Annotated in this window: 20 protein-coding genes; 9 read left to right on the top strand and 11 right to left on the bottom strand. The window is 38.0% G+C overall.

All coding sequences use genetic code 11. The annotated features are described in order from the left end of the window. Positions 1-15 precede the first annotated feature (15 nt). The 5 genes from F1560_RS16295 to F1560_RS16275 all read left to right on the top strand — a co-directional run bounded on the left by F1560_RS16295 (position 16) and on the right by F1560_RS16275 (position 7890). Entirely contained in the window at positions 16-1356 is a 1341-nt protein-coding gene (locus F1560_RS16295) for an LLM class flavin-dependent oxidoreductase (protein ID WP_149475706.1), read from the top strand. A 552-nt stretch (positions 1357-1908) separates the two neighbouring features. Then, complete coding sequence (locus F1560_RS16290) at positions 1909-3687, top strand: sigma 54-interacting transcriptional regulator (RefSeq protein WP_149475705.1); 1779 nt, start codon at positions 1909-1911, stop codon at positions 3685-3687. 141 nt (positions 3688-3828) lie between these two features. After that, a complete protein-coding gene (locus F1560_RS16285) occupies positions 3829-5028 on the top strand; it encodes an iron-containing alcohol dehydrogenase (protein WP_149475704.1) in 1200 nt (399 codons plus the stop codon). 24 nt (positions 5029-5052) lie between these two features. After that, positions 5053-6402 (top strand): GntP family permease, encoded by a 1350-nt coding sequence (locus F1560_RS16280; protein WP_149475703.1) that lies wholly within the window; start codon positions 5053-5055, stop codon positions 6400-6402. Between the two features lie 27 nt (positions 6403-6429). After that, a complete protein-coding gene (locus F1560_RS16275; RefSeq protein WP_149475702.1) occupies positions 6430-7890 on the top strand; it encodes a CoA-acylating methylmalonate-semialdehyde dehydrogenase in 1461 nt (486 codons plus the stop codon). A gap of 157 nt (positions 7891-8047) precedes the next feature. Here the strand turns inward: F1560_RS16275 and F1560_RS16270 are convergent, their stop codons facing one another. Genes F1560_RS16270 through F1560_RS16255 form a run of 4 tightly spaced genes read right to left on the bottom strand, consistent with a single transcriptional unit; the run spans position 8048 to position 11301 of the window. Beyond that, positions 8048-8353, bottom strand: a complete 306-nt coding sequence (locus F1560_RS16270) for a PTS sugar transporter subunit IIB (RefSeq protein WP_149475701.1) — start codon at positions 8351-8353, stop codon at positions 8048-8050. Continuing rightward, positions 8350-8691: a PTS lactose/cellobiose transporter subunit IIA gene (locus F1560_RS16265; protein WP_095307487.1), complete on the bottom strand. Its 342-nt coding sequence runs from the start codon at positions 8689-8691 to the stop codon at positions 8350-8352. The genes F1560_RS16270 and F1560_RS16265 overlap by 4 nt, the downstream gene beginning before the upstream one ends. A 2-nt stretch (positions 8692-8693) precedes the next feature. After that, entirely contained in the window at positions 8694-9980 is a 1287-nt protein-coding gene (locus tag F1560_RS16260; RefSeq protein WP_149475700.1) for a PTS sugar transporter subunit IIC, read from the bottom strand. A gap of 1 nt (position 9981) precedes the next feature. Then, a complete protein-coding gene (locus tag F1560_RS16255; RefSeq protein WP_149475699.1) occupies positions 9982-11301 on the bottom strand; it encodes a 6-phospho-beta-glucosidase in 1320 nt (439 codons plus the stop codon). Positions 11302-11528: 227 nt separating this feature from the next. On the opposite strand from F1560_RS16255, the gene F1560_RS16250 reads away from it, so the two are divergent. The 3 genes from F1560_RS16250 (at position 11529) to F1560_RS16240 (ending at position 15803) form a co-directional block, all read left to right on the top strand. Continuing rightward, complete coding sequence (locus F1560_RS16250) at positions 11529-12257, top strand: GntR family transcriptional regulator (RefSeq protein WP_149475698.1); 729 nt, start codon at positions 11529-11531, stop codon at positions 12255-12257. A 27-nt stretch (positions 12258-12284) separates the two neighbouring features. Beyond that, positions 12285-12986, top strand: a complete 702-nt coding sequence (chbG, locus tag F1560_RS16245) for a chitin disaccharide deacetylase (protein ID WP_149475697.1) — start codon at positions 12285-12287, stop codon at positions 12984-12986. Between the two features lie 315 nt (positions 12987-13301). Further along, on the top strand, positions 13302-15803 hold the full coding sequence (locus tag F1560_RS16240) for a PIG-L family deacetylase (protein WP_149475696.1): 2502 nt from the start codon (positions 13302-13304) through the stop codon (positions 15801-15803). Positions 15804-15853: 50 nt separating this feature from the next. Here F1560_RS16240 and F1560_RS16235 read toward each other — a convergent pair whose 3' ends face one another. From F1560_RS16235 to F1560_RS16220, 4 genes are all read right to left on the bottom strand, one after another. Continuing rightward, entirely contained in the window at positions 15854-16663 is an 810-nt protein-coding gene (locus tag F1560_RS16235) for a carbohydrate ABC transporter permease (RefSeq protein ID WP_149475695.1), read from the bottom strand. A gap of 18 nt (positions 16664-16681) precedes the next feature. After that, complete coding sequence (locus tag F1560_RS16230) at positions 16682-17656, bottom strand: carbohydrate ABC transporter permease (protein ID WP_149475694.1); 975 nt, start codon at positions 17654-17656, stop codon at positions 16682-16684. Positions 17657-17725: 69 nt separating this feature from the next. Then, entirely contained in the window at positions 17726-19015 is a 1290-nt protein-coding gene (locus tag F1560_RS16225; RefSeq protein WP_149475693.1) for a sugar ABC transporter substrate-binding protein, read from the bottom strand. Between the two features lie 61 nt (positions 19016-19076). Continuing rightward, entirely contained in the window at positions 19077-20270 is a 1194-nt protein-coding gene (locus F1560_RS16220) for an ROK family transcriptional regulator (RefSeq protein WP_149475692.1), read from the bottom strand. 242 nt (positions 20271-20512) lie between these two features. On the opposite strand from F1560_RS16220, the gene argH reads away from it, so the two are divergent. Beyond that, the gene (gene argH, locus F1560_RS16215; RefSeq protein ID WP_149475691.1) at positions 20513-21913 is read left to right on the top strand and encodes an argininosuccinate lyase; all 1401 of its coding nucleotides are present in this window, start codon (positions 20513-20515) and stop codon (positions 21911-21913) included. Between the two features lie 96 nt (positions 21914-22009). On the opposite strand, the gene alr is transcribed toward argH, so the two are convergent. From alr to F1560_RS16200, 3 genes are all read right to left on the bottom strand, one after another. After that, on the bottom strand, positions 22010-23212 hold the full coding sequence (gene alr, locus F1560_RS16210; RefSeq protein WP_149475690.1) for an alanine racemase: 1203 nt from the start codon (positions 23210-23212) through the stop codon (positions 22010-22012). A gap of 61 nt (positions 23213-23273) precedes the next feature. Continuing rightward, positions 23274-24404 (bottom strand): alanine dehydrogenase, encoded by a 1131-nt coding sequence (gene ald / locus F1560_RS16205; protein ID WP_149475689.1) that lies wholly within the window; start codon positions 24402-24404, stop codon positions 23274-23276. Positions 24405-24516: 112 nt separating this feature from the next. Continuing rightward, positions 24517-25773, bottom strand: a complete 1257-nt coding sequence (locus tag F1560_RS16200) for a PucR family transcriptional regulator (protein WP_149475688.1) — start codon at positions 25771-25773, stop codon at positions 24517-24519. Positions 25774-25912: the final 139 nt, after the last annotated feature.

The following is a 25912-nucleotide window of genomic DNA, read 5'->3' as shown; positions in this document are numbered from 1 at the left end:
TAGGGAGAGAAAAAAGTGACAAAAAGACAACTAAAATTAGCAGCATATTTAATTGGAACAGGTATGCATGTTTCCTCATGGCGGCATCCAGCATCAAGTCCAAATGCGAGTATTGATGTGAGGGCCATGCAAAAACTAGCACAAATTGCTGAAAAGGGAAAATTTGATCTTGCGTTCGTTGCGGACAGTTTAGCAATCAACCATGAATCACATCCACAAATCGTCAACCGATTTGACCCGATTGTACTCATAACAGCCTTAGCTGCGGCAACAGAGAAAATAGGTATTGGGGCCACAGCTTCTACAACATACAGCGAACCATATACACTTGCGCGTCAGTTCGCTTCTGTCGATCATATAAGTGAAGGTCGTGCTGCATGGAATGTTGTGACGACTGCCGATGCGACTGGACAAACGGCATTAAACTTTACCCGAGAAAAGCATTGGGAACATGATCACCGATATGAACGAGCTGAGGAGTTCGTTGATGTTGTGCAAGGATTATGGGATTCTTGGGAGGACGACGCTTTTATATATAACAAAGAAACAGGGAAGTTCTTTGATCCTGATAAAGTCCACGAGCTTCATTATAAAGGGAAATTTTTCTCCGTAAAAGGACCATTAAATATTGCGAGGTCGAATCAAGGTCAGCCAGTAGTTATTCAAGCAGGAGCGTCCATTCCCGGACAACGACTTGCAGCCCGTACCGCGGAAGTCGTTTTCACCCATTGGGATAGTATCGAAGAATCAAAACAATTTTATCAAACATTAAAATCACAATTAACGGATTATGACAGGGGTGAAGAGGAACTTCATATACTCCATGGAATATCGCCAATTGTGGGTGAAACGGAAGATATCGCACATGAAAAATATGATGAGTTACAAAAACTGATTGATCCATATGAAAGTTTGAAATTTGTTTCCGGATATATGGGAAATGTGGATTTCTCAACATACTCCCTAGACACGCCAGCCAAAGAAGTGGAATTTCCAAAAGTAAATAGTATACAGAGTCAATTTAATGAAATGAAAAAGATTATTGACGAAGAGAACTTAAAGGTTGGTGATCTCTACACAAGATTTTTCGGCGCAGCTAGAAGAGATGGATTTATTGGTACACCAACTCAAGTAGCGAACGAGATGGAAAAGTGGTTTAAGGAAAAGGCGACAGATGGTTTTATGATTCAATTTCCGCTGTTACCAAGGGATTTGGAAGATTTTGTTGAGCAAGTAGTTCCACTATTGCAGGAAAGAGGTTTATTCCGGTTGGATTACGAAGGTGACACGTTGCGGGATCATCTTGGTTTAAAGTTACCGGAAAATCGGTTTGTAAAGGGAAAAACAACGATATGAGCAAGATAAAAAGAAGATAAGTCAAAATACGAATAACCTAGTGTCCTCAAACGCTTATAGAATTAAGCAATGGGGGACATATTACTGTCTTATTTTTGAATGCCATTTTGTAACGAACAGGTCGAATCCCATCAAAGATACTTTATTTGAGGATAATGAAAAATTCCAATGGACGGATGTAATGGAGTTTCACTATATCGAAACGCCAAAGTTAATAAAGGACTAGAAAGATGATAAACTAGATCCATGGAATAACGTGTTGGCAAGATGCTATTGTTGCTTGGAATCGTCGATCATCGAGCCTGCATCTTTTTAATAATTTGACAAAACTGACGGACTTTTTATTCTCCAATACACATTGCAAAGGAAGAGAAAACTATATTTTTCGGTCATACCTAGAGAGACTGGGACGAAAGCTACCCCACATTCCAATTATGGGGGAATGATTGTATAGATTAAAGTTACTAATGCTTGACTTTTTCTTAAGAATTTAATGCAACGCTAGTGAATAAAAAGAATAAAGTATACTGTCGTATATGGGGGATTGAGAAAATGCTGCAAATAAATTCGCAGGAGCTTGGAAAAGAGGTAGAAGTTCGAGTAGAAAGATGGATGATTCCCAATCCTAAAGCCGTACATTTAGAGGAAAAAGTAAATGTAACCGCTGAGATTCTGTGCAGCTTACAAGTAGATTGCTTACCAATTGTAGGAAGCTCAATGAATCCAGTTGGAATTATGACGTCAAAGATGCTGTTACAAGCATTTCTAATAGGCGCCACGGAAGAATCGATCTTTAATTATATATCAAAAGATGATTTTTATATTGTTCGTGCGAGTGAATCCATCTTAGAACTCTATAATCTAACATATAACTATTTTCTTGTAACCGATGAAAAACATCAATTAATTGGAATGTTAACGAGAAAAGAAATTTTGCAATGTCTAACATCCTATATTGAGGAACTCAACCAAACCTCTCATACAGCAGAAGTACTGGATGTTATTCTCGACAGTGCCTATGAAGGGGTTGCAGTAGTTAATCAGGAAGGTATTGTCATTGAATTTAATGAGGCATACAGTCGTTTTACAGGAGTGGGCCAAAAAGATGCGATCGGGCGACCGGTTCAGGAGGTCATTGAGAATACCAATCTGCATAATACCGCTAAGAATGGTATGCCGGAACGAGGTGTTATCCAATATATTCAAGGACAACCGATGGTCGTTCATCGTATACCAATATGGAAAAATGAAAAGCTTGTCGGTGCAATTGGGATGTTAATTTTTGAAGGGGTGACAGAGTTATATCGAATTTATGACCGTTTTCTTGAAAAAACGATGCAATCAACTGCAGGTGAAAATGAAAAGCCAAAACAGGAAAGTTTATTAGAAAATGTGTCTATTGAGAGAATCATAGGTACGAGTGAACAGATTGCTCATTTGAAAAGAATTACTAGAAAAGTTGCAAAAACAGATGCAACGGTGTTAATTACAGGGGAAAGTGGTACCGGTAAAGAAATGTTCGCAAAGAGTATTCACGAGCTTAGCCATTTTAAACAAGGGCCATTTATCAGTGTTAATTGTGGAGCAATTCCAGAGCAACTGTTTGAATCTGAGTTATTCGGCTATGAAGAAGGAGCATTTACAGGAGCTAAAAAAGGAGGGAAGCCAGGAAAATTAGAATTGGCTGAAGGTGGGACAATTTTTTTAGACGAGATTGGTGAGATGCCGCAGATCATGCAAACAAAATTGCTTCGAGTATTGCAGGAAAAGGAATTTGAACGGGTTGGCGGAATCCGAAAAAAGCAATTAAAGGCAAGGGTCGTTGTTGCTACAAATCGGGATCTGCTAGAAATGGTGAGTGCTGGATCATTCCGTGAGGACTTATATTATCGAATTAATGTTATTGAAATTTCGATACCGCCGTTAAGAGAGAGGCCAACAGATATCCCATTATTAATCTCCTATTATTTAACTAACTTATGTAAGAAGTATCAAGTGCCAGAAAAAGAAATAACAGCTGAAGCCATGTCCGTTTTTATGAGATATACATGGTATGGAAACATAAGAGAGCTTGTAAATACACTGGAAAAATTAGTTATTTTAACTGAAACACGAATTATTGATATACATCATATTCCGAATTACATAAAAAGATCCGATTTTACAGGAATTCCTTCATTGATTCAGCAAGAAGTGATAGATAAAGAGAAAGAAGTTTTAAAGAAAGTATTAGAAGAGACAGGAGGAAATAAAACGAGGTCTGCGGAAAAGCTTGGGATTCATCGTACCACTTTGTATAAAAAATTAAGAAAGCATGGACTGGATAAATAGTGTAGCTGTTTAACTACACATGTCTACAAAAGTGTAGCGGTAAAGCTACACTTTTTATTTGAAACGCTTACATATTGGTGTGCGAATTATTGGCATGATTTTTGCTAGAATACTACTAAAAGGGAAATAGGAGGGGAAGACATGGAGAATAATGCAGTATTTCGTACACCACAAGCAATTTACTATGGAAGAAACGCATTTGAAAAGGTAGGGAAGGAAGCAGCTGCAAAAGGAGAAAAGGCACTTATTATTAGCGATAAAGTAATGGAGAGCCTATGTTATGTTAGCGAGTGTAGGGATTTGCTTTTAAAAGAGAAAATTGAAAGCGTTATCTATTTAGGTGTTGAATCAGAACCAACAGATATCTATGTGTCAGAGGCGCTTGAATTATGTATGAAGGAAAAATGTAATGTAGTCATTTCGTTAGGTGGAGGCAGCTGTATTGACACAGCGAAGGCGGTTGCTGTTGTAGCAACGAATGGAGCTTATATTGGTGATTACATGGGTGGAAAAAGGCTGGTAGAACACAAACCAATTCCGCATATATCCATTCCAACTACTGCTGGAACTGGGTCAGAGGCTACAGATGCTACGATCATTACAAATACAAGCAATGATGTAAAGATGATGATTAAGCAGCCATTATTTATGCCTGACGTTGCAATTGTAGATCCATTATTAACGATATCTTCTCCAAAGTCAGTTACAGCAGCTACTGGTGTAGACGCTCTAAGTCATGCAATTGAAGCATATCTATCAAGGCGTGCTCAACCAATGACAGACATGCTGGCACTATCTGCAATAGAAAAAATCGTTAAAAATCTGAAAGTTAGTTATGAAGATGGAAGTAATTTAGTAGCAAGAGAAGAGATGTCAATAGGTTCATTACAAGCAGGGATGGCTTTTACAAATGCTTCGGTCTGCCTCGTGCATGGGATGTCAAGACCAATTGGTGCACTGTTCCATGTTCCACATGGGATATCAAATGCGATGCTACTTCCTGCTGTACTTGATTATAGTAGAGATGCATGTGTGGATCGTTTAGCTGATTTGGCAATATTTTTTAATCCGAATGCAATTCACCTTTCAAAGGAGGAGTCCGCTGATCTAACAGTTTCGTCCGTGAAAAAGCTCTGTTTGGAATTGGATATCCCTAATTTGAAAGGATGGGGAATTGATCAAGCAGATTTCAAAGCTGCAATTAGTAAAATGGCAGAAGATGCGCTGACAAGTGGAAGCCCGCAAAACAATCCAAAAGTACCTACGAAACAGGAGATAGAAGAGCTTTATCACATTTGCTTTTCATACAATTTTCGTGCAGAGAAAACAATTCGTCATTAAGGTTCAAGTCAAGGGGGAAAAGTGATGGAAGTTCTTGGAATGCTGGGATTAATTGCTGCTCTTGCTTTATTAGTCTACCTAACAATGAAGGGAATTAATATTATTATTGCAGCTTTGATTAGCTCAGTTGTAATTGCAATTACGGGTGGATTGAATCTAGAGACTGCATTGATGGATAACTATATGACTGGCTTCACAGGCTACTTTGCTTCATGGTTTTTAGTATTTTTGCTCGGTGCAATTTTTGGGAAGTTTATGCAGGAGACAAAATCGGCAGAGAGTATCGCGCAATGGATTAAATTGAAATTTGGAGTGAAACGAGCGGTATTCGCCGTTGTTGCAGCAGCGGCTATTATGACATACGGTGGAGTTAGTTTATTCGTTGTTGGTTTTGCTGTATATCCAATTGCTGTTTCGTTATTCAGGGCAGCTAATTTACCACATCGTTTTATTCCTGCTGCTCTTGTGTTCGGCTCTATTTCGTTTACAATGACTGCACCAGGATCACCTGAAATTCAAAACATTATACCAACTGAATTCTTTGGAACAACACCAACTGCAGGAGGTTGGATTGGTGTTTTATGCGCCTTCTTGATTATGATTGGTGGAGGGTTATGGCTTGGAGCATTGGTTAGAAAGGCTTCTGCAAATGGAGAAGTATTTTCCTTGCCAAAAGCTTCTACAGCGAGTGAGGAAACAGCAGCTAGTATAGCAGCGGAAGAGGAACGTATAAGTCCAGACCCGAAAACAAGGGATTTGCCAAATGTCGTTGTCGCAATTATTCCGCTTGCTCTGGTTATTGTTTTATTAAATATATTAGGGCAGTTTATGAATCCTACAACTGCATTGTTAATTGCTTTAACTGTTGGAATTACAGTTTCATGTCTCGCGATGCATAAATTTCTTACTGAATTTTGGGGTTCTTTGGCAACTGGTACGCAGAATGCATTGGTCGCCCTGGCGAATACGTGTGCAGTAGTTGGTTTTGGAAGTGTTGCTGCACAGGTCTCGGCATTTGATATGTTAATAAACGGACTTATTAACATGCCGGGACCACCACTATTAGGTTTAGCAGTTGGAGTTACAGTCATATGTGGTATAACCGGTTCAGCGTCTGGTGGACTTGGAATTGCACTACCTATTCTTGCTCCAATATATATGAGTCAAGGTTTGGATCCTGGGTCAATGCACCGGATTTCTGCATTAGCATCGGGTGGATTGGATTCTCTTCCACATAATGGCTATGTTGTAACAACAGTACGTGCAATTTGTGGTGAAACGCATAGTAGAGCGTATAAACCTATTTTTCTAGTTAGTATTATTTTGCCAACTACAGTGTTGGGGCTTGCAGTTTTACTCTATACGATTTTTTAGTTTAAAAAATATTAGGAGGTTATTTAATTGACACAAACTACGGTAGAAATATTAAAAAACTACGTAGGTGGCAAATGGGTTGAGGCAAAAGCAACGAAAACAGAGAAGGTTTATAATCCGGCAACTGGAGAAGTGATTGCGCATGTTCCTGTATCGACGCTAGAGGATACGGATTATGCGGTTCAAGTAGCAGCGGAAGCATTCCTAACATGGAAAGAAGTTCCTGTGCCAAAGCGTGCTCGTATTCTATTTAAATATCAACAGCTTCTAGTAGATAACCATGAAGAGCTTGCTAGACTGATAACGCTTGAGAATGGTAAGAACTTTACTGAAGCATATGGTGAGGTGCAAAGAGGAATTGAAAACGTGGAATTTGCTGCTGGAGCACCGTCGTTAATGATGGGAGAGCAATTGCCTTCAATAGCGACCGAGTTGGAGTCAGGTGTATACCGTTATCCGATAGGAGTTATTGGCGGAATTACACCTTTTAACTTCCCGATGATGGTACCGTGCTGGATGTTTCCGATGGCGATCGCTACTGGAAATACATTTGTAATGAAACCATCAGAGCGTACCCCGCTGCTCGCCAATCGACTGGCTGCGTTGCTTGAAGAAGCAGGCCTGCCAAACGGTGTATTCAATATCGTTCACGGTGCGCATGATGTGGTGAACGGATTATTAGATCATAAACAGGTAGCAGCAATTTCCTTTGTAGGTTCTCAACCAGTTGCCGAGTATGTCTACAAACGTGGTACAGATAATTTAAAACGTGTACAGGCACTTGCAGGTGCAAAAAACCATGCTATCGTGTTAAATGACGCGAATCTTGATAATGCGACAACACAAATTATGAATGCAGCTTTTGGTTCTGCTGGAGAGCGTTGTATGGCAGCATCTGTTGTAGCGGTGGAAGATTCCATCGCAGATGAATTTATCGCGCTCCTTACACAAAAAGCGAATCAAATTGAAATCGGTAATGGCTTAGATGAAGGAGTATTTCTTGGACCTGTTATTCGTGATCAGCATAAAGAGCGTACATTGAACTATATTGAAGCTGGAGAAAATGAAGGAGCCAAGCTTGTCAGGGATGGTCGGCAGGACGAAGCGGCAAAGCGGGAAGGATACTTTGTAGGACCGACGATCTTTGATAATGTCACTTCTGAAATGAAAATATGGCAAGAAGAAATTTTTGCACCTGTATTATCCATCTCACGTGTGAAAGATCTAAGCGAAGCTATAAAACTATCGAACGAGTCCCGCTTTGCTAATGGTGCATGTATCTTCACGAAGGATGGGGGAAGTGTACGTCAATTCCGTGAATCCATTCATGCTGGTATGTTAGGTGTTAATATTGGTGTACCAGCACCAATGGCGTTTTTCCCATTCTCTGGGTGGAAGGATTCCTTCTACGGTGACTTACACGCAAACGGAAAAGACGGACTGCAATTCTATACACGCAAGAAAGTAATTACAACAAAATGGGTGTAAAATAAATCGGAGAAGTCATAGTTGCTTTACTATGGCTTCTCCTTTAGGATCTTCTATTTATTTTGAGGGCAATGGTTTTCAATTCTTTCTGCCTACATCTATCACAATTGTAATTTCCTCGATAGTTGATTGTCTTACAGAAAGAATAAGGTTGAAATTAATTATTTTTTAAATGAATTGCTTGATCCAAAACCTTATCTCCTTGAATCATACCATATGCTAATTGGTCGATGATATCTACTTTAATTCCTTTAGGCTCTACTTGTTCTCTAATTTTCTTCTCGAGATAGCGTACTTGTGGTCCGATTAATACGACATCGAGATTTTCTAAGTTATTTTTAAGCTGGGATTCTGCTACTGCTTCTATATTTACTTCTATATTTCTTTCAACAGCAGATGCTTTCATTTTCTTTACGAGCATGGATGTAGACATACCTGCTGAACAGACAAGGATAATTTTCATTGGTTAGCCTCCTCAATTGCTTCCATTTTTTTATACATATCAATCATCTCCAAGGCAAGATCTTTAACCGTCATTGCTGTCATCAGGTGATCTTGTGCATGAATGAGAATGACCGTTATATTATTTTTCTCACCATTTGCTTCTTTTTGTAGTAAATCGGTTTGAATATGATGTGCTTCGTTGAATTCTTCTTCTGCTTGTTCGATTTTTTTATTCGCTTCTACAAACTTATATTCCTTTGCAAGTGCAATTGCTTCCATCGCATGTGATCGAGCATTTCCAGCGTGCAAAATAATATTAAATGAAAGCATTTGCATTTCTTCTGTTGTTGTGGACATGATTAGCCCTCCATTCGTTGTTTTAATGCTCTAACTCCTGCCATTATAAATGGAATATACATTAATACGGCAAGTGTTAAATTAAATAATTGTAGTGCAATACCGCGCCAGCTTCCACCTGTTACAAGGTAACCACTCAATATTGGTGGAGTGGTCCACGGTAGAATAGCTACCGTTTTTGGTACAATACCTGTTGCGAGTGCGATATAAGAAGTTATGGTTAATGTAACAGGTACTAAAATAAACGGAATTAACATGACAGGGTTTAATACAATTGGTAAGCCAAAAATAACTGGTTCATTGATATTAAATAATCCTGCTGGTGCAGAAAGCTTTGCAACTTCTCGATACGGATGATTTTTTTCATGCCGAATGACGATAAAGATAGCAATTAGTAATGCGATAGTTGCCCCAGATCCCCCCATAAATACGAATGAATCTAAGAAGGGCTTCGTAACGATATAAGGTACTTCAAATGCGGACATTCCACCCTGAAACAGTTCTAAGTTTGTTTGTATTAGTGGTAAGTATACAGGCTCAATAACAGAGCCGATAATATTTGTGCCGTGTAATCCAAAGAACCATAGTAAATGATTAAGGAATGAAACAACTATTGCTGCTGGTAATGTGTTACCAAGTCCTTGAAGTGGTTCTTGAATGACATTAAAGATAACTTCAAATATACTTATTTCTGCAAAAACATTCATCATTGCTTGGAAGAACCCTACGATAATTAATATAATTGTTGCTGGTATAAGAGCTGTGAATGATCTTGCAACACCATCTGGAACACCTTCTGGCATTTTTATTGTGAATTTGGATTTAACGAGAAATCGAAATAGCTCCGTAAGAACGAGTGCGATAATAATAGCTACAAATAATCCTTGGGCTCCTAACCAAGCAAAGCTCAGACCCCAATCAGGTGTTTCTGGCACAAGCATAATGTAAGCTGCTGCAGAAATTAAACCTGCAGATAGACCATCAACTTCATAGGACTTAGCTAAATTATAAGCGATTGAAAACGCAATTAATAGACCTAGTACAGCAAATGTTCCGTTCCAAATACTTCCCCCAACTGCCTGCCAATTACCTTCCCCAAATATTCCATTCATCCACTCTACAAAGTTAAGCGCGCCAAGTGGTGGAAAGTTATTAACTAATATTGCTAGTGAGCCAACGATGATTAATGGCATAATTGCAACAAAACCATCACGAATTGCCACTAGGTGACGCTGTGCTCCAATGCGTCCGGCAATTTCAATAAATTTTTGCATAAACTTATTGTTCATTCTAATTCCCCCTTGAATTGAATTGTGGTAAATAAGCTTTATGTGCTTCTAATAGCTCATCAAGTAATACTTTACTCCGCTTTTCATCGCCAATTAATGGATTCATTAGTAAAGCTGTATAAGCATCGTTGTAATCCCCAGATATACTAGCCTGAATGACAAGCTCTTCAAATGCTTTCATTTGATAGACTAATCCTTTTATTGTTGCTGGTAATGGTCCAACAGAAATTGGTCTAGGACCATGATTTGTAATGATACAATTGGCTTCAATTACTGCATCATTTGGAAGATCTGGGATTGCACCATTATTAAATGTATTGACTGTTTGAACATCCTCCTTATTGTTATAGATAGAATCCATCAAACTACATGCTACATCACTATAAAATGCACCTCCTCGTTTTTCCAGCTCTTTTGGTTTGTCACGTAATTCTGGGTTACGATATAGTTCAAACAACGATTCTTCTAATTGTTGTACTACTTCTGCACGAGTGCCATTTTCTTTATAGGCTTGCAAATCTTTCTCAAGGACCTCTTTTGTTTGGAAGTAATACTGATGATATGGATTAGGCAGCAGTCTAGTTGATTCGATAAAGGTTTTAGACCAACCAAGGTTAACAATGTTAGCTGGTGAATAATCGAAATGATCTCCAACTAGTTTCTCCAGAACTTCTTCTGTGCGATCCACCCCATTGACAAATACTTTTTGACCAAACACGAAATGATTCATACCAATAAATTGAATTTTTACATTGTCCGGTGACACCCCTAAAATTTCTGCAGTTGAATGGCGCATGTTAAAAGGAATGTTACATACACCAATCACCTTTTGATGTGCTGAATGCTTCAACAGTGCCTCAGTTACAATTCCAGCAGGGTTGGTGAAATTGATCATCCATGCATCTGGGCAAATTGTATGAATATCTTCAGCAAGTTCTATTAATACGGGAATGGTACGAAAAGCTTTAAAAATTCCACCAGCACCGTTCGTTTCCTGTCCGATAAACCCATGACTCAAAGGGATTCTTTCATCCTTTGAACGAGCCTCTAGACCGCCAACGCGAATTTGAGTTGAAACAAAATCAGCATTTATGAGTGCTCTTTTTCGATCTAATGTCCATGATAGTTTAATAGGTTTTGCTGATTTTTCTATCATTCGTAATGAAAGATCCCCAATAATTTCTAATTTTTTTTGCCCAGCTTCAATATCAACAAGTACGATGTCAGTTACAGGAAATGAATCATGACGACGGATAATACCTTCAATAATTTCTGGTGTATAACTAGATCCTCCACCGATAATTACTAGTTTTAGTGTCATTTTGTATGAACTCCTTATGATGTATTTGGAAACGCTTTAAAATTATTGCTTTTAACAAGCGCATGAATTTCATTGTGATAAGTCATTTGCTTCTGTAATAAAAATGTATCATACAATTATTGTGATGTCCATACATATTTCATAAGTTGTAATTACAATTATAAGTATTGTTATTATTTCTTATATCTTGTACACTTTACATATACAATGTTTGAAGGAGTACAGACATGGAAAAAAACCAATCACTGCATGCCTATATAAAAGAAGAATTATTGAATCGTATTAAGTCAAATGAATATAAAAAGGGAGAAAAAATACCTCCAGAGTTGGAACTCTGTAAGGACTTTGATGTGAGTAGAACGACTGTGAGAACAGCTTTAAATCAGCTTACCCTTGAAGGTTATTTAGTACGGCAGCAGGGGAAGGGGACCTTTGTCGCTGATCAAAAGGTGAAGCAGACACTGTCCCAAACTGTAAAACGGTATAGTGATCAGATTGCTGTTCAGGGTAAAAAAGCAGAGATAACTTTAATAGATATTCATGTTGTTCCAGCCAATGAAATTTTGCAGCAATCTCTTGATGTATCTATCAATGATCCGATACAGCGAATTGAACGGGTTCGCAAGGCAAATGGTGAACCAACACAATATGAAATAGCTTATATTCCATGGGATATTGCCCCGGGGATAACGAAAGAACATGCAGAAACATCTTTGTATGCATCATTAAAAGAAAAATTCCATGTTCACATCGCCAAAACAACTGAACAAATTGAGATAACACTTGCAGATGAACGTTCTTGTATGCATTTAGGCTGTGAAGTAGGAACACCATGTTTTTATATCGAAACAATTGCCGAAGACGATAAAGGCAAAAAAGTAGAATTTTCCCGTTCGTTTTTCCGTGGTGATAAGACAAATTTCATGATTGAGCGGAATTACCAGTTGGGAGAATAATCGGAAGTATTTAAGGGGGGACTATCGATGAAAGTATTATTTAATGCAGACGATTTTGGATTAACAAAAGGTGTTACGGATGGAATTATTAAAGCGCATAAAGATGGAGTTGTCAGATCGACAACTTTAATGATGAATGGAAAAGCAGTAAACCATGCAGTTTCACAAGCAAAAAAGCATCCATTACTAAAAGTAGGCATTCATCTTGTACTAACCTGGGGTAAACCGATTAGTGGGAGTGTCCCGACACTTCTCGATGATCAAGGATTTTTTAAATTTAGAAATACATTTATAGAAATGGGAGTCGCTGATGTAGATGCAGTAGAGCGAGAATGGTGCGCACAAATCGATGCATTTTTAGCTACAGGTCTACCCCTCCATCACATTGACAGCCATCACCATATACATGGATGGGAGCCGTTGAAAGAAGTTGTTGTTAAATTAGCTCAGCGATACAATGTTCCTGTTCGCTATGTTGAATCTTTAAAAGGAAATCCAGAAATTCTACTTACAGAAACACTTTGGTTGGATTTTTACGGTGAGGGTGTTGATTATGAGATATTTAATAAATTACAACACCTAGACACTGCTTCTGTTGAAGTAATGACACATCCCGCAATCGTTGATCAAGACCTTAAAGAAATTAGTTCTTATATAGAGAAAAGAGAACAGGAGCTCGAGATACTATGTGATTTAGAAGTTCCTAGCTGGGTAGAGGATTTTAGTTAAAATATCTAACAAATAGAGCTCAATGATTCGTATAGAACACTGATTAAGTCTGTCTTGATATAGAAATGTTATTTATCATTTTGTATATCAAGACTTTTTATGTTCAATAGCATCTTTTATACCACTTCACTCCTCTCATTATTAGAAAAATAGGACAAATCTAATATTTACAATGAAGTTTTAACTTGATATTGTTTTTATGAGAAGTTAATTCTGAAAAGTTAGTAAGTTTAGATTACTAACTAACCTTAATGTGAAAAGGAGGTAGCAGGTTTAAAGTATTGAACTAACCTAATAATGAAAGGGGTTACAAAAATGAGAAAGGTGCTTCATTACTTGTTGATTCTACTGCTCATCGTATCTTTTATTCCTTTAAAAGGTAACGCGAAGGAAGATGGTCACCATGATGTTGAACTATGGAATGCAGTAAAACCACTAAATACTACAGTGACATTTTTAAACACAGGAGCACATCCGGATGATGAACGCAGTGATTTTCTTGCTTACTTATCTAGAGGGTTGGGTGTGAAAACTTCAAGCTTAATTGCGAATCGTGGTGAAGGAGGACAGAATGAGATTGGGACAGAGTTGGATAATGGTTTAGGGATTATCCGTAGTAATGAGATGATTGAAGCAGCTAAAATTACCGGGGTGAAGGCATATCATTTAAGTGAGACTACATCGGACCCTATCTATGATTTTGGATTTTCCAAATCCCCAGATGAAACGTTGGAGAAATGGGGAGAGGAATTAACCTACGAACGCTTTATTCGATTCATTCGAACTTATCAGCCTGACATTGTAATGCCCTCTTTTCGGGATGTTGAAAGTCAGCATGGCCACCATAGGGCGATAACGATCTTATCTGAACAAGCATTTGAAGATGCGGCTGATCCAACTGTTTTCCCAGAACAGCTAGAAGAGGGATTATCCACTTGGCAAGTAAAAAAGTTGTATTTACCTGCTGAATCGGAAGAAACTGCAACAACTTCAATAGAAATTGGTGATTATGACCCTGTATATGAAATGACATATCCCCAGCTGGGAGAGGAGTCAAGATATATGCACAAAAGTCAGGGGATGGGGAGGGATATTCCAGCCGAACCTAGACAAACACACTTAGAATTGATAAAGGAAGCTGTTCATACAGATTATCCGAATGAGTTGTTTGCGGGTATCCCATACAACTTTAATGAATGGGCAGAAATTGTTCCAGCGAAAAATGTGAAAACGCAATTAAATAAGTTACAGCAAAAATTGGATGAAATTGTCGAGCTCTATCCAGATAGAGAAGCGATTTTATCGGTATCACAATCCGCGCATAAGGATGTAAAGAGGATTCAAAAATTAGTAGGAAAAGCGAAAATGTCAAGTGATCTAAAGAATGATTTACTTCATAAGCTTGAATTAAAAGAAGAGCAATTACATGAGGTGAGTTTTGCAGCTTCTAGCCTTCATATGGAAATGGAAATCAACACGGAGGTATTAACACCTGGTTCGGAAGGTCAAGTAACCATGACAATTACAAATGAGGGCAACCAGAAAATAAAACATATTGATGCAACACTGGTGACCCCGGAATCTTGGGGTGGAGACAGAACACAGAAAGTGAAACATTTAAAACCGAATGAATCCAAGAAAGTAACTTTTGATATAAGGGTGCCAGAAGATGAACCATATTATGCACCGTATGATGAGTCAACCCTAATGGGGAAAGTTGAATTTAAAGAAAAAGGGCAAACGTCTGGTAAATTAATAGAGTTTAATCGCACTGTTGCTGTATTACCTGAGTTAAGTGTAGCTCCAAGTCCGGAAAACTTAACAATCAATACAGCTGATATTCAAGAAGAAATTCCTGTTAAAGTTCAAGTAAAGAACTATTATAACGGTAAGAAAGATGCAATTGTTTCGTTAAATCTCCCGGAGGGTTGGACAAGTAATCCAGTAGAGAAGGAAGTTTCATTTACAGAGCAGCATGAAATAGAAGAGGTTACGTTTACTGTTAGTCCGCCATCAGATATTACAGAAGGAGATTATTCTTTCGATGTTTTTGCTGAAGCAAATGGAGCAATCTTTGATACGACCGTTCAGAAAATTAGTTATGACCATATTAAAGATTCATATTTTCAATACCCTGCAACAGTCAACACCGTTGCATTTGAGTTGCTACTACCTAACAACTTAAAAGTTGGTTATATCGAAAGTGGTTTCGACGAAGTTGCTGACTATTTAATAGATACAGGGATGGACGTGACGAAACTTACAGAAGCAGACCTTGCTTCAGGTGATTTGACACAGTATGATGCGATTGTTACAGGAATAAGAGCATATCTTTCTCGACCTGATCTAGCTGAAAATAATGAAAGATTGCTAGAATATGTAGAGAGCGGAGGACATTACGTGGTACAGTATCATAAACCAGATGACAACTGGAATACAGATACAACCGCACCGTATCCATTAGAAATTGGTAATCCGTCCATTCAATGGCGCGTAACTGACGTGCATGCAGAAGTAACGTTAACACAACCCGAGCATAAGTTATTTAACTACCCAAATGAAATTACGAATCACGACTGGGATAATTGGGTGCAAGAAAGAGGACTCTATTTTCCAATGAATTGGGATGAACGCTATGAGACATTGGTTAGCATGGCTGATCCAGATGAAGATCCATTTACGAGTGGGATCTTGCTTGCCGAATATGGCGAGGGTACCTATCTATATACGAATTTAGTATTCTATCGACAAATCGATAATCAAGTACCTGGTGCTTACCGTGTATTCACAAACCTAATTAGCTATGGAGTAGAATAAAAATAATCCCAATCGGATTCACCAATCCGATTGGGATATTTTAACGTAAATTATTTCATACCAGTTAATGTAATACCTTTGATGATATGACGCTGTAGGAGGATAAATACTAGAATTAATGGGATAACCGAAATAGTTGCCCCAGTCATAATGAGATGCCACTGGGACTCAGCTTCGCCGGAGGAAAAGAATGATAATCCCACCGGCAGTGTTCGTAAACTAGGTGATTCAATGACAATTAACGGCCATAGAAATGCGTTCCAGTTACTAAGGAATGTAAAAATACCTAATGCTGATATCGCTGGCCAAACTTGTGGAACAGCAATTTTAAAGAAGATGGCATACTCGTTCATTCCATCAACTCGTGCAGCATTGAGTAAATCATCAGGGATTTGCTCCATAAACTGTCGCATTAAAAATACTCCAAAACCTGTCATGAGACCTGGGAAAAGAACACCCCAGTATGTGTCTGTCCATCCAAATTCTGAACTCATCATATACCACGGGATAATTAGCATTTCTGTTGGAACCATTAACGTACTTAATATTAAGATGAAAATAACTGTACGACCAACAAAGGAGAACTTGGCGATAATATATCCAACGAGTGTGTCAAAAAACAAAACGCTTATCGTCGTAATCAGAGCGACAATAATACTATTCATAAACCATTTAATGAACATGCTCTCCTCAAGAATTTTAATATAATTCGCTAAGGTTGGATTTTCAGGGATAATGCTCAAATTAAATATATCTAATGGTGCTTTTAAGGAAGTAGATACCATCCAAATGAATGGAAACAACATAATAACAGAACCAATTATTAAAAGTAGATACGGCAATAAGCGTCGGAATCTCATCCTTCCACACCTCCTATTCTAGTAATCAAATTTCTTCGTTAAAACTTTCATTTGGAATATCGTTAAAGCTAGTATGAATAAGAATAATATGACGGTTGCCGCAGAAGCTAACCCCATATCAAATTGCTTGAAGGCCAGCTGGTAAATATAAACAACAACTGAAAGGGTAGAGTTTAAAGGACCGCCACTTCCATCCATACTCATATTAATGACCTGGGTAAAGGAAACTTGGATAAAGGTAATCGTTCCAATTACTGCAGAAAATACAATCGTTGGATTTAGTAATGGAACAGTGACATGCCAAAATTTTTGCCAACCGGTTGCTCCATCAATATCAGCAGCTTCATAAAGCATTTCTGGTATATTTTCTAACCCAGCTAAGAAGAGAACCATCTGAAAACCAATCGATTGCCAAATCATTGCTGCGATGATGACATAAATTGCTTGATCTGGTGAGTTTAAGAATGGCTGAGCAGGGAACCCAAGATTAACTAATACATCATTGATAATCCCGTTACCCATTAAAATCCACTGGAATACCCAACTAATTGCAACAATACTAGTTACATAGGGAATAAAATAGATGACTCTAAAAAAACCAACAAATCGATTAATTTTATGAAGTAATAATGCTACAATTATCCCAAATAATAATTGACCAGAAACACCCAGAATAATATAGATGAGTGTATTAAAAATGGATTTAATAAAGATTTCATCTTGAAATAGTGTTACATAATTTTCTATACCAACAAAAGGTTGTATATCTGTGGAAAGAAGGTTCCAATCTCTAAATCCCACATTAAACGTAAATAGAGTAGGTAAAATTCGGATGCCAAGATAAAAAATAATTGGAAGCAATAAACAAGTGTATACAAATAAATACTTTTGATATTTAAGGTTTCCTCGAAATTTATGAAGAAGGGAAGTCTTTTTCTTTTTAGCTAGATTTGTTTTGTTGTTCTGGTTCTGTGGAGATTTAAATTGCTCCATGTCGCACCTCCTTTAAGTGGTAGGGACCAAGGTATGCCATGCCACCTTGATCCCTTTGTTAAAGATTGTTTATTCTTCCCAGTATTCATCATAGAGTTTTTGGGTAGCTTCTACTAATTGATTAAATGCCTCTTCGGGGTCTTGACCTTCCATTAACACGCGGTTAGCAGCGTCAATAACAAGATCCCGTTCCCGAGTTTCATCAACAAAAAAATGTGCATTAGCAAAAGGCAAGGATTCGATAAAAGGACCATAAATTTCATCGTTTACATATTTATCCTGCATGGCAACAGATTCTTTTGCAGGTAACTCACCCGTAGCGTCTAGCCATCTTTCCATAACATCGTCACTAGTTAAAAACTCTAAAAACTTTGTAGCAGCTTCTAGTTTCTCGCCTTCAACTCGAGCTGTAATTCCATTTGTCCAGAAAGAAGCATTTGTTGATAGTCCATCTTTTCCTGGAAGTGGAGCTATTGCATAATTCAAATCGGGTGCGTCATTTTGTAGTGTACCAACCCGAAATGAACCATCAATATTCATAGCAGCCTTTTCTGTTACAAAGGCTGTCACATCATCCGTATAAAAGCCTTGTTCAGACGTTCCAAGTTCAGATGGGAAACTTAGCCAATATTTAAATGCTTCCAACCCAGCGGGATCATTCGCCCAAACAACTTCTTTGCGATCTTCACTTAATACTTGACCACTCGCTTGAAGGGTAAGGCCATCTCTAAGCCAATGGTGACCTTGCTGTGCTGGTTCCCATGCCATTCCAGATTGTTCTAAACGACCGTTGCCATCAGCTTTAGTTAATTGTACGGCATAATCTTCTAGTTCTTCCCATGTTTCAGGAGGGGAATTAGGGTCAAGTCCTGCTTCTTCAAATAGGTCCTTATTATAGAATAATGCGAGCGTTCTTACAGCAGTTGGTATTGTCCAATATTCACCATCCATTTTAGTAGCCTCTACTAATGGGAAAAACTCACTTTCTATATCTTCATGTGGAAAAGCATCCTGTGGTAGCGGCTGTAAATAACCAGCATCTACATAGGTAGGAACCCAACCGTAGAACAGGTTAATGACATCAGGTCCTCTACCAGCTGGAACTTGTGCAGCTACCTGTTCATTGTATTGATCATATGGGAAATTAGTTTGTTTTACTTTAATCCCAGGGTTTGCTTCTTCGAATTCCGCAATTAATTCATCCATCAAACTGACCTTTGAATCAAATGAATATTGCCAGTATTCAAGTGTGATATCGCCATCTTCTTGATTTGCAGAACTTTCATCATCACTAGAGCATGCTGCCATTACAATCGATAACAATATTACAAGTAGAGCCAATTGCCACCTTTTAAACATAATAAAACCCCCTATTAAAATATTTTAAAGGACCGAAGTCTCTTTAAATTAAAATAAAAACTTATACTTTTAAAATTGACTCGTGTTCTTTAAGTATGAGGTAACCAGCACCTAATAAAGAGACATCTTCAACCGTTGTGATAGTGATATCCGTTTGAACAGGTAAGTGTTTCTCTAGGGTGGAAGTTATATGTGGTAAAAAGTGATGCATTGATTTAGAAATGCCGCCACCTAATACAACTCTCTCTGGGTTGATAATGGAAATAACATTAATTAATGCAAAAGAAAGGTGCGATAGGGAATCGTTTATCGTATCTAAAGCTAGTTGATCGCCATCTATTGCCATTTGAAAAACTTTTTTCGCAGTCCATTTTTCTTCTCTTTTTTCGGCATGGTTAAGCATTCTTTTTGCAATGGATGGTCCTCCAACATGACTATCTAAAAATCCGTAGCCACTAAATGTTTGCTCATACTTTTTATCAGCAGCATCTTTATCTGTCACCATATAACCAATTTCTCCAGCTGCGTATGAAGCTCCACGATAAAGCTGTCCATTAATTATAATTCCACACCCGATACCAGTACCTAGTGTAATCATAATCATATTATTATTTTTTCTACCAGCACCTTTCCAATATTCACCCAGCGCCGCAACATTTACATCATTATCAATATAAACAGGACATGAGAGAAGGGATTCAAGTTGAGATTGAAGCGGTACATTTTTCCAACTCAGGCTTGGCGCATCAATGACAATTCCACTATCAACATCCGTAATACCTGGAACGCCAACGCCAACTCCGAATAACTGGCTGCTTTCTAGTCCGTTTTGCTCTGTAAGGGTGTTTACGTAGTTGGCAATTGTTTGGATAAAGTTATTACCTACATGCTTTTGGGTGGAAAAAGCGGTCTTACTTATTAGTTTCCCGGCTAAATTCATAATGGCGATTTCTACTAATGTCCCGCCAATATCAATTCCAACAATATAGGCTGCGTTTTCATTAAAGAAAATTTGAAATGGTTTCCGGCCACCTGCTGAACTAGCTCTTTCACTTTCTTTCTCTCGAATCCATCCTTCTTCTAAAAGTTCATCAACTATATTAGAGACTGTAGGTTTACTTAGTTTTAGTGCTTTTGCAATATCAGATCGAGAATGTCCATCTTTCCGTTGAATATAATGTAAGACTTTCCGTTTGTTTAAAAGTTTTAGTAAGTTGGAATCTGTGGGGACACTACGGATAGCGATAATTTTCACTCCTTTCAAATTCAATAATGTTTCGATAGGTTAGTAAAGTTAACTTATTAATTGAAAATTATAATACTATTAATCTTTCTTAATGTCAACGTTTACAAAACTAAAAATAAAGTTAATTTTAAGTTTAGTTATTATTTTAAAAATTAATGCTTTACAAAGGAGAATGCAATCCGCTACAATGATTGGTAAGTAAGGTTAACTAACTGTAAAGAAATATATTACACAATATTGAGGTGTAGGAAATGAATAGAATCAAGGAGCAGTTTGAAGAGGCTGAAGGAGTTGAATTTCCTGGTAAGACCTATATTGATGAACTGTTAAAGCCGATATTTGATGATCAAAAAAAGTATTTATATGAAGCAATGTTTAAAATCCATAAAGCACATACTATTATGTTGATGGAGCAGGGGATTTTAACAGGTGATGAGTGTACTGAAATATTAGAAGGTGTGAAGCAGGTAGAATGTCTTGATCGAGCTGAATTGATGTATTCTTCTCAACATGAGGATCTTTTTTTTCTCGTAGAATCTCGGATTGGAAATCTTATTGGTGCTGATCTGGCAGGAAAAATGCATATTGCAAAAAGTAGAAATGATATGGGAGAAGCGATGTATCGCATTGTTATTAGAGATTATATTGAACAAGCGATTAAAGAAGCAGAACAATTAAATAGAGCAATTCTTTACCAGGCAGAAAAACATGTTGAATCTACTATGCCAGCTCACACGCATACGCAACCTGCTCAACCAACAACATTTGGCCATTACCTTGTAGCTATTTATGATAATTTAAGTCGAGATATTCAAAGATTGAAACAAGCTTTTGTGACAGTGAATCAATCTCCGATGGGGGCGGCAGCAATCACTACTACCGGATTTCCTATAAACAGAGAGCGAATGGTGGAATTGCTTGAATTTGATGGATTGATAGAGAATTCATATGATGCAATTGGAACAGGAGATTATCTAATTGAAGCAGCGCAGGCGCTAGTAAGTTTGATGACTAACATGGGAAGATGGCTTCAGGAAATGTTACGTATGGCTTCAAAAGAGGTAGGTTTAATAAAGGTTTCTAATGCGTACGTTCAAATTAGCAGTATTATGCCACAAAAAAGAAATCCCGTTTCCATTGAGCATTCTCGTGCAATTGCAAGCAGTGCGGCTGCGGAAGGGCTGGCTGTAGTTCATATGATTCATAACACCCCTTTTGGAGATATAAATGATACGGAAGACGATCTGCAACCACATCTATATGCAGGTTATCAAAAAGCTACACGAGTGTTGCGATTAATGCGTGCTGTTATGCTTACGTTGGAGTTTAATAAGGGACGTGCTTCTCAACAAGCGAGAGAAAATATGATAACGATTACAGAACTTGCAGATGTATTGGCAAGAGATTACCGTATTTCATTTCGGTTAGCGCATAAAAAAGCTAGTGTAATTGCCAAAAAGGTAGAGGAAGCAGGAAAAGAACTATATGAAGTTCCACTCGCGAAAGTAAATGAATGGCTTAGCGATGTTCAACTTAAAAATGAAGATTGGCAAGCGATCATTGATCCAAAACAGTTTGTAGCAAGAAGAAGGATAACTGGGGGAACGAACCCTGATGTAGTAAGAGATATGATTGAGAGAAGAAAGAAGTAGTATTCATTGTTAGTTTGATTAGAAGGTAGCTTCCAGCTAAATAGATGGAAGCTAACCTTTTTCTTATTATTTCAGTTCTAGTTAATCAATATCTAACTATTGATTAACTGCATAAATTTCCAAATCAATGGACGTTTCAATATGGCTAGCAACAGCGTCCAAATTTTTCTCATCCTTTACATACATTCTCGGCACTCGTTTCCCGATCAAACAAGCTGTTTCGTAATGGATGGTGTTCATTTGTTCAGCTACTTCACCCATGGAGATATAGCCGTCGTTCGGATCACCAAAAATAGTAAAAACATCATCGGGCTGTACAGTTCCGATAGCAGACACGTCAATCATCGATTGGTCCATGCATATACGGCCGACGATAGGAGCTTGCTTTCCATGTACGGTGACATGTCCTCTATTTGATAGGGAACGTGAGAAACCATCAGCATATCCTAAAGGTATCGTTGCAATAGTTGAAGTTTCATTTGTTGTAAAGGTGCAGCCATAGCTAATTGCTTGTTCAGTATCAATTGTCTTGATGTATACGGCTTTTGTTTTCAGACTCATTGCTTGTTTTAATGTGATCTTTTCTTTTAAATGTTCGCTCGGATATAGACCATACATGCTGACACCAACTCGAACCATGTCTAGATGCATAGATGGGTGAGCGATTGTTGCTGCGCTGTTACAGCAATGCTTAATCGGAATGAATATTTGGTTTTCCTCCAGTGCGGTAATTATATTCATAAATGATTGGAATTGACTCTCAGTATAGGTTGCATCTAGATTATCAGCATCTGCGAAATGGGTGAATATACCTTCTAAGGTGACGAAATCAGATGCTAGTGATGCGGCAAGGTCAAGCGCATCTTCCTTAGTACGAATGCCAACTCGATTCATTCCACTGTCTATTTTTATATGAACGCGGGCTTGTTTTTGCTTTTCTTCTGCAACTTCTTTGATTTTACGTGCAATTTCCTCTGTAAAAACAGTCAAGGTAATATCAAAATTAATTGCGGTTGGGATAGCACGCAAAGGCGTATAGCCAAGTACCAATAGTGGTGAATGAATCCCGGCCTCCCTAAGTTGGATCGCTTCATCAAGGATAGCAACTGCTAAATAGTCCGCTCCAGACGCGAGTGCTTCTTTTGCAACTTCGACCGCTCCATGACCATAGCCATCTGCTTTTACAACAGCCATTAGCTTGCTATTTGTTCCGATATAGTTTTTAAATACACGTACATTATTATGAATCGCATCAAGTGATATTTCTACCCACGTGTCACGATAACTTCTGATTGTCATCATTATCCCTCCAGGTGAAAAAATACCCTTCTAAGTATAAGAGAAGGGTATTTTGCTAACGTTATATTGTTGCTGGTTCGTTTATTACATCTTCTAAGGAAACATAATCATACCCAAGGTCGCGTGCGACAGCTTCGTAGGTAACTTTTCCATTCATGACATTTACACCAGTGCCAATTGCTGGGTTATCTTGAATGGCTTTTGCAACTCCTTTTGCACCTATTTGTGCTGCATATGGTACAGTTACATTGGTTAAGCCGACTGTCGCTGTGCGTGGTACAGCACCAGGGATGTTCGCAACTGCATAATGTAGCACATCATGTTTTACATAGATTGGATCATCATGAGTTGTAGGATGGTCAACAGTTTCAAAGTTTCCACCTTGGTCAATCGCAACATCGACAATCACTGATCCCGGCTGCATAGATTTAACCATTTCTTCACTAACAAGCTTTGGCGCCTTTGCACCTGGGATTAAAACGGAACCAATTACTAAATCAGAAGTTTTCACAGCTTCTGCAATATTGTAAGGGTTAGACATTAACGTTTGAATGCTTGAACCAAAGATATCATCCAATTCACGTAAACGTGTTGGGTTCAAGTCTATAATGGTAACTTCAGCTCCAAGACCGAGCGCAATACGAGCGGCGTTTGTACCTACAGCTCCACCACCAATGATGGTAACTTTACCGCGATTAACACCTGGAATTCCACTGAGAAGAACTCCTTTACCACCTTTTGATTTCTCAAGATATTGTGCTCCGATTTGAGTTGCCATACGACCAGCAACCTCACTCATTGGAGTAAGCAAAGGCAGTGTACGGTTAACCGTAATCGTTTCATAAGCGATCGCTGTTACTTTATTCTCGACTAACGCTTGTGCCAAATCTGGCTCTGCAGCTAAGTGAAGGTAGGTAAATAAAATTAATCCTTCACGGAAATATTTATATTCAGATGGGAGTGGTTCTTTTACTTTCATAATCATGTCGGATTTCGCCCAAACATCTGAAGCGCTTTCAATGATCTCAGCACCAGCCTCGATATACTCTTCATTTGTAAAGCTGCTCCCTAATCCTGCGTCCTTTTCAATAATGACCGTTTGCCCTGCTTTTACTAAATTTACTACCCCTGCAGGCGTCATCGCAACGCGGTTTTCGTTATTTTTAATTTCTTTGAGTACCCCTATAATCATGTTTACCATCTCCTCATAATCTATTTACAATTCCCATGGTAACGCTTTCTTTGTGTTTTTTCTTCATTTAAAAAAATGAAAAGGAGAAGGGGGCTTTGTGTATTTGCACAAATCACCCTTTATGCATGCTTTCCATGATAAAATCCAAATAAACGGCAGTTTTCTGATTTGGATCTTTTAAGTCCAGCATAGAGACTTCTCGAATTCTTTTTAGTCGATAGTTCATTGTATTTGGGTGAATAAATAGCTCCTTTGCGGTTTGATAAACGTTACAATCACAATTTAAGTAAGCTTGTAAAGAGTCCGTGAGGGAAGTTTGGTGTTTCTTATCGTACAATCGTAATCTTTCAATGTACTTATTCTGCCTATGACTTGCTTTTCGAATCTCAAAAAGTTCCTCTATAAATTGGTAAACTCCGAGGTCCTCAAATAAAAAGGTGTCTTCTAGATTCTCAGGGTATTTTTCTTTTAGATTTAATACGTTTAATGCTTGTTTATAGCTTTCATTTATTTGCTTTGCTGAATCATAGAAAGAGCCGGCTGATCCACTTACGTTTTTTAGTGCAAGCTGGTTACTGATTTTTTCTATAATTTGCTTGATAAATTCAGCTAATAAATATGCTGGATCATCCTTTTTATGATGACGAATAAGCATAATGAATTCCTTACCATCAAATAGACGAAGAAGTGATTTCACCTGTAGTTGTGTTTCTGCTAAATAGTACGCATGCTTTTCTATTTGCTCGGTTATTTCGTCTGCAAACCGTATAACAACGATAGCAAGGTCGCCTTCAAGTTGAATATTAAGCTGTTTAGCCTGTTTGGTTAATTTATCTGTGTCTTTAATGTCTCCAGTGAGCAGTTGCCAGAAAAAGTCGTTATAACTTTCTTCCGATTTACGATTCCGTTTCGGGTGCTTCAAGAAGAATTTGCGAACTTGTTTAGCGACTTCTTGAAGTAGCTCGAGTTCATCCTCACTCAGTTTTTTATCGCCAGTATGTGCCCATATAAAACCTAGAATTTCATTTTTTTCGCGAATCGAAATGGCTACACGATTTCCAAGTCCAATTTCTTCAATTTGTGGAATAACGACAGGTTCATCACGATCGATAAGTTTAGGCATAACCCCTTTTTTCCAGAGACCATTAATAACTTTATCTGGAACTTTGCGATTCATAATCGTTCCTATACGCGCTTCATCAATATTTTCTTTGTGTTTACTGTAGGATACAACGTGGTGGTTAGAATCTTCTATTGTAATAGGACACTCAAAAATATCACCGATCCAATCAGCTAATTGATCCGGTGATTGGAATACTTCATTCAATCTGTTTTTTAAAAACTCTAGGTGGTTAGGTTTATTGCGCATGAAATACCTTCCTCATTTTAAATTTGGATTGTCTTGGTTTTTATGGAAAAAAATACTGGGAAAATAAACAAGATTTGAGTAGATACACGAACTAGCTACTTTACATTTTAGTATATACACAAATAGATTTCATCTATTA

The organism is Oceanobacillus polygoni, assembly GCF_008304605.1.
In the GTDB taxonomy this organism is placed as follows: Bacteria; Bacillota; Bacilli; order Bacillales; family Amphibacillaceae; genus Oceanobacillus; species Oceanobacillus polygoni.
Note: the sequence above shows the minus strand (reverse complement) of the source record. Positions and strands in the feature narration are given on the sequence as shown.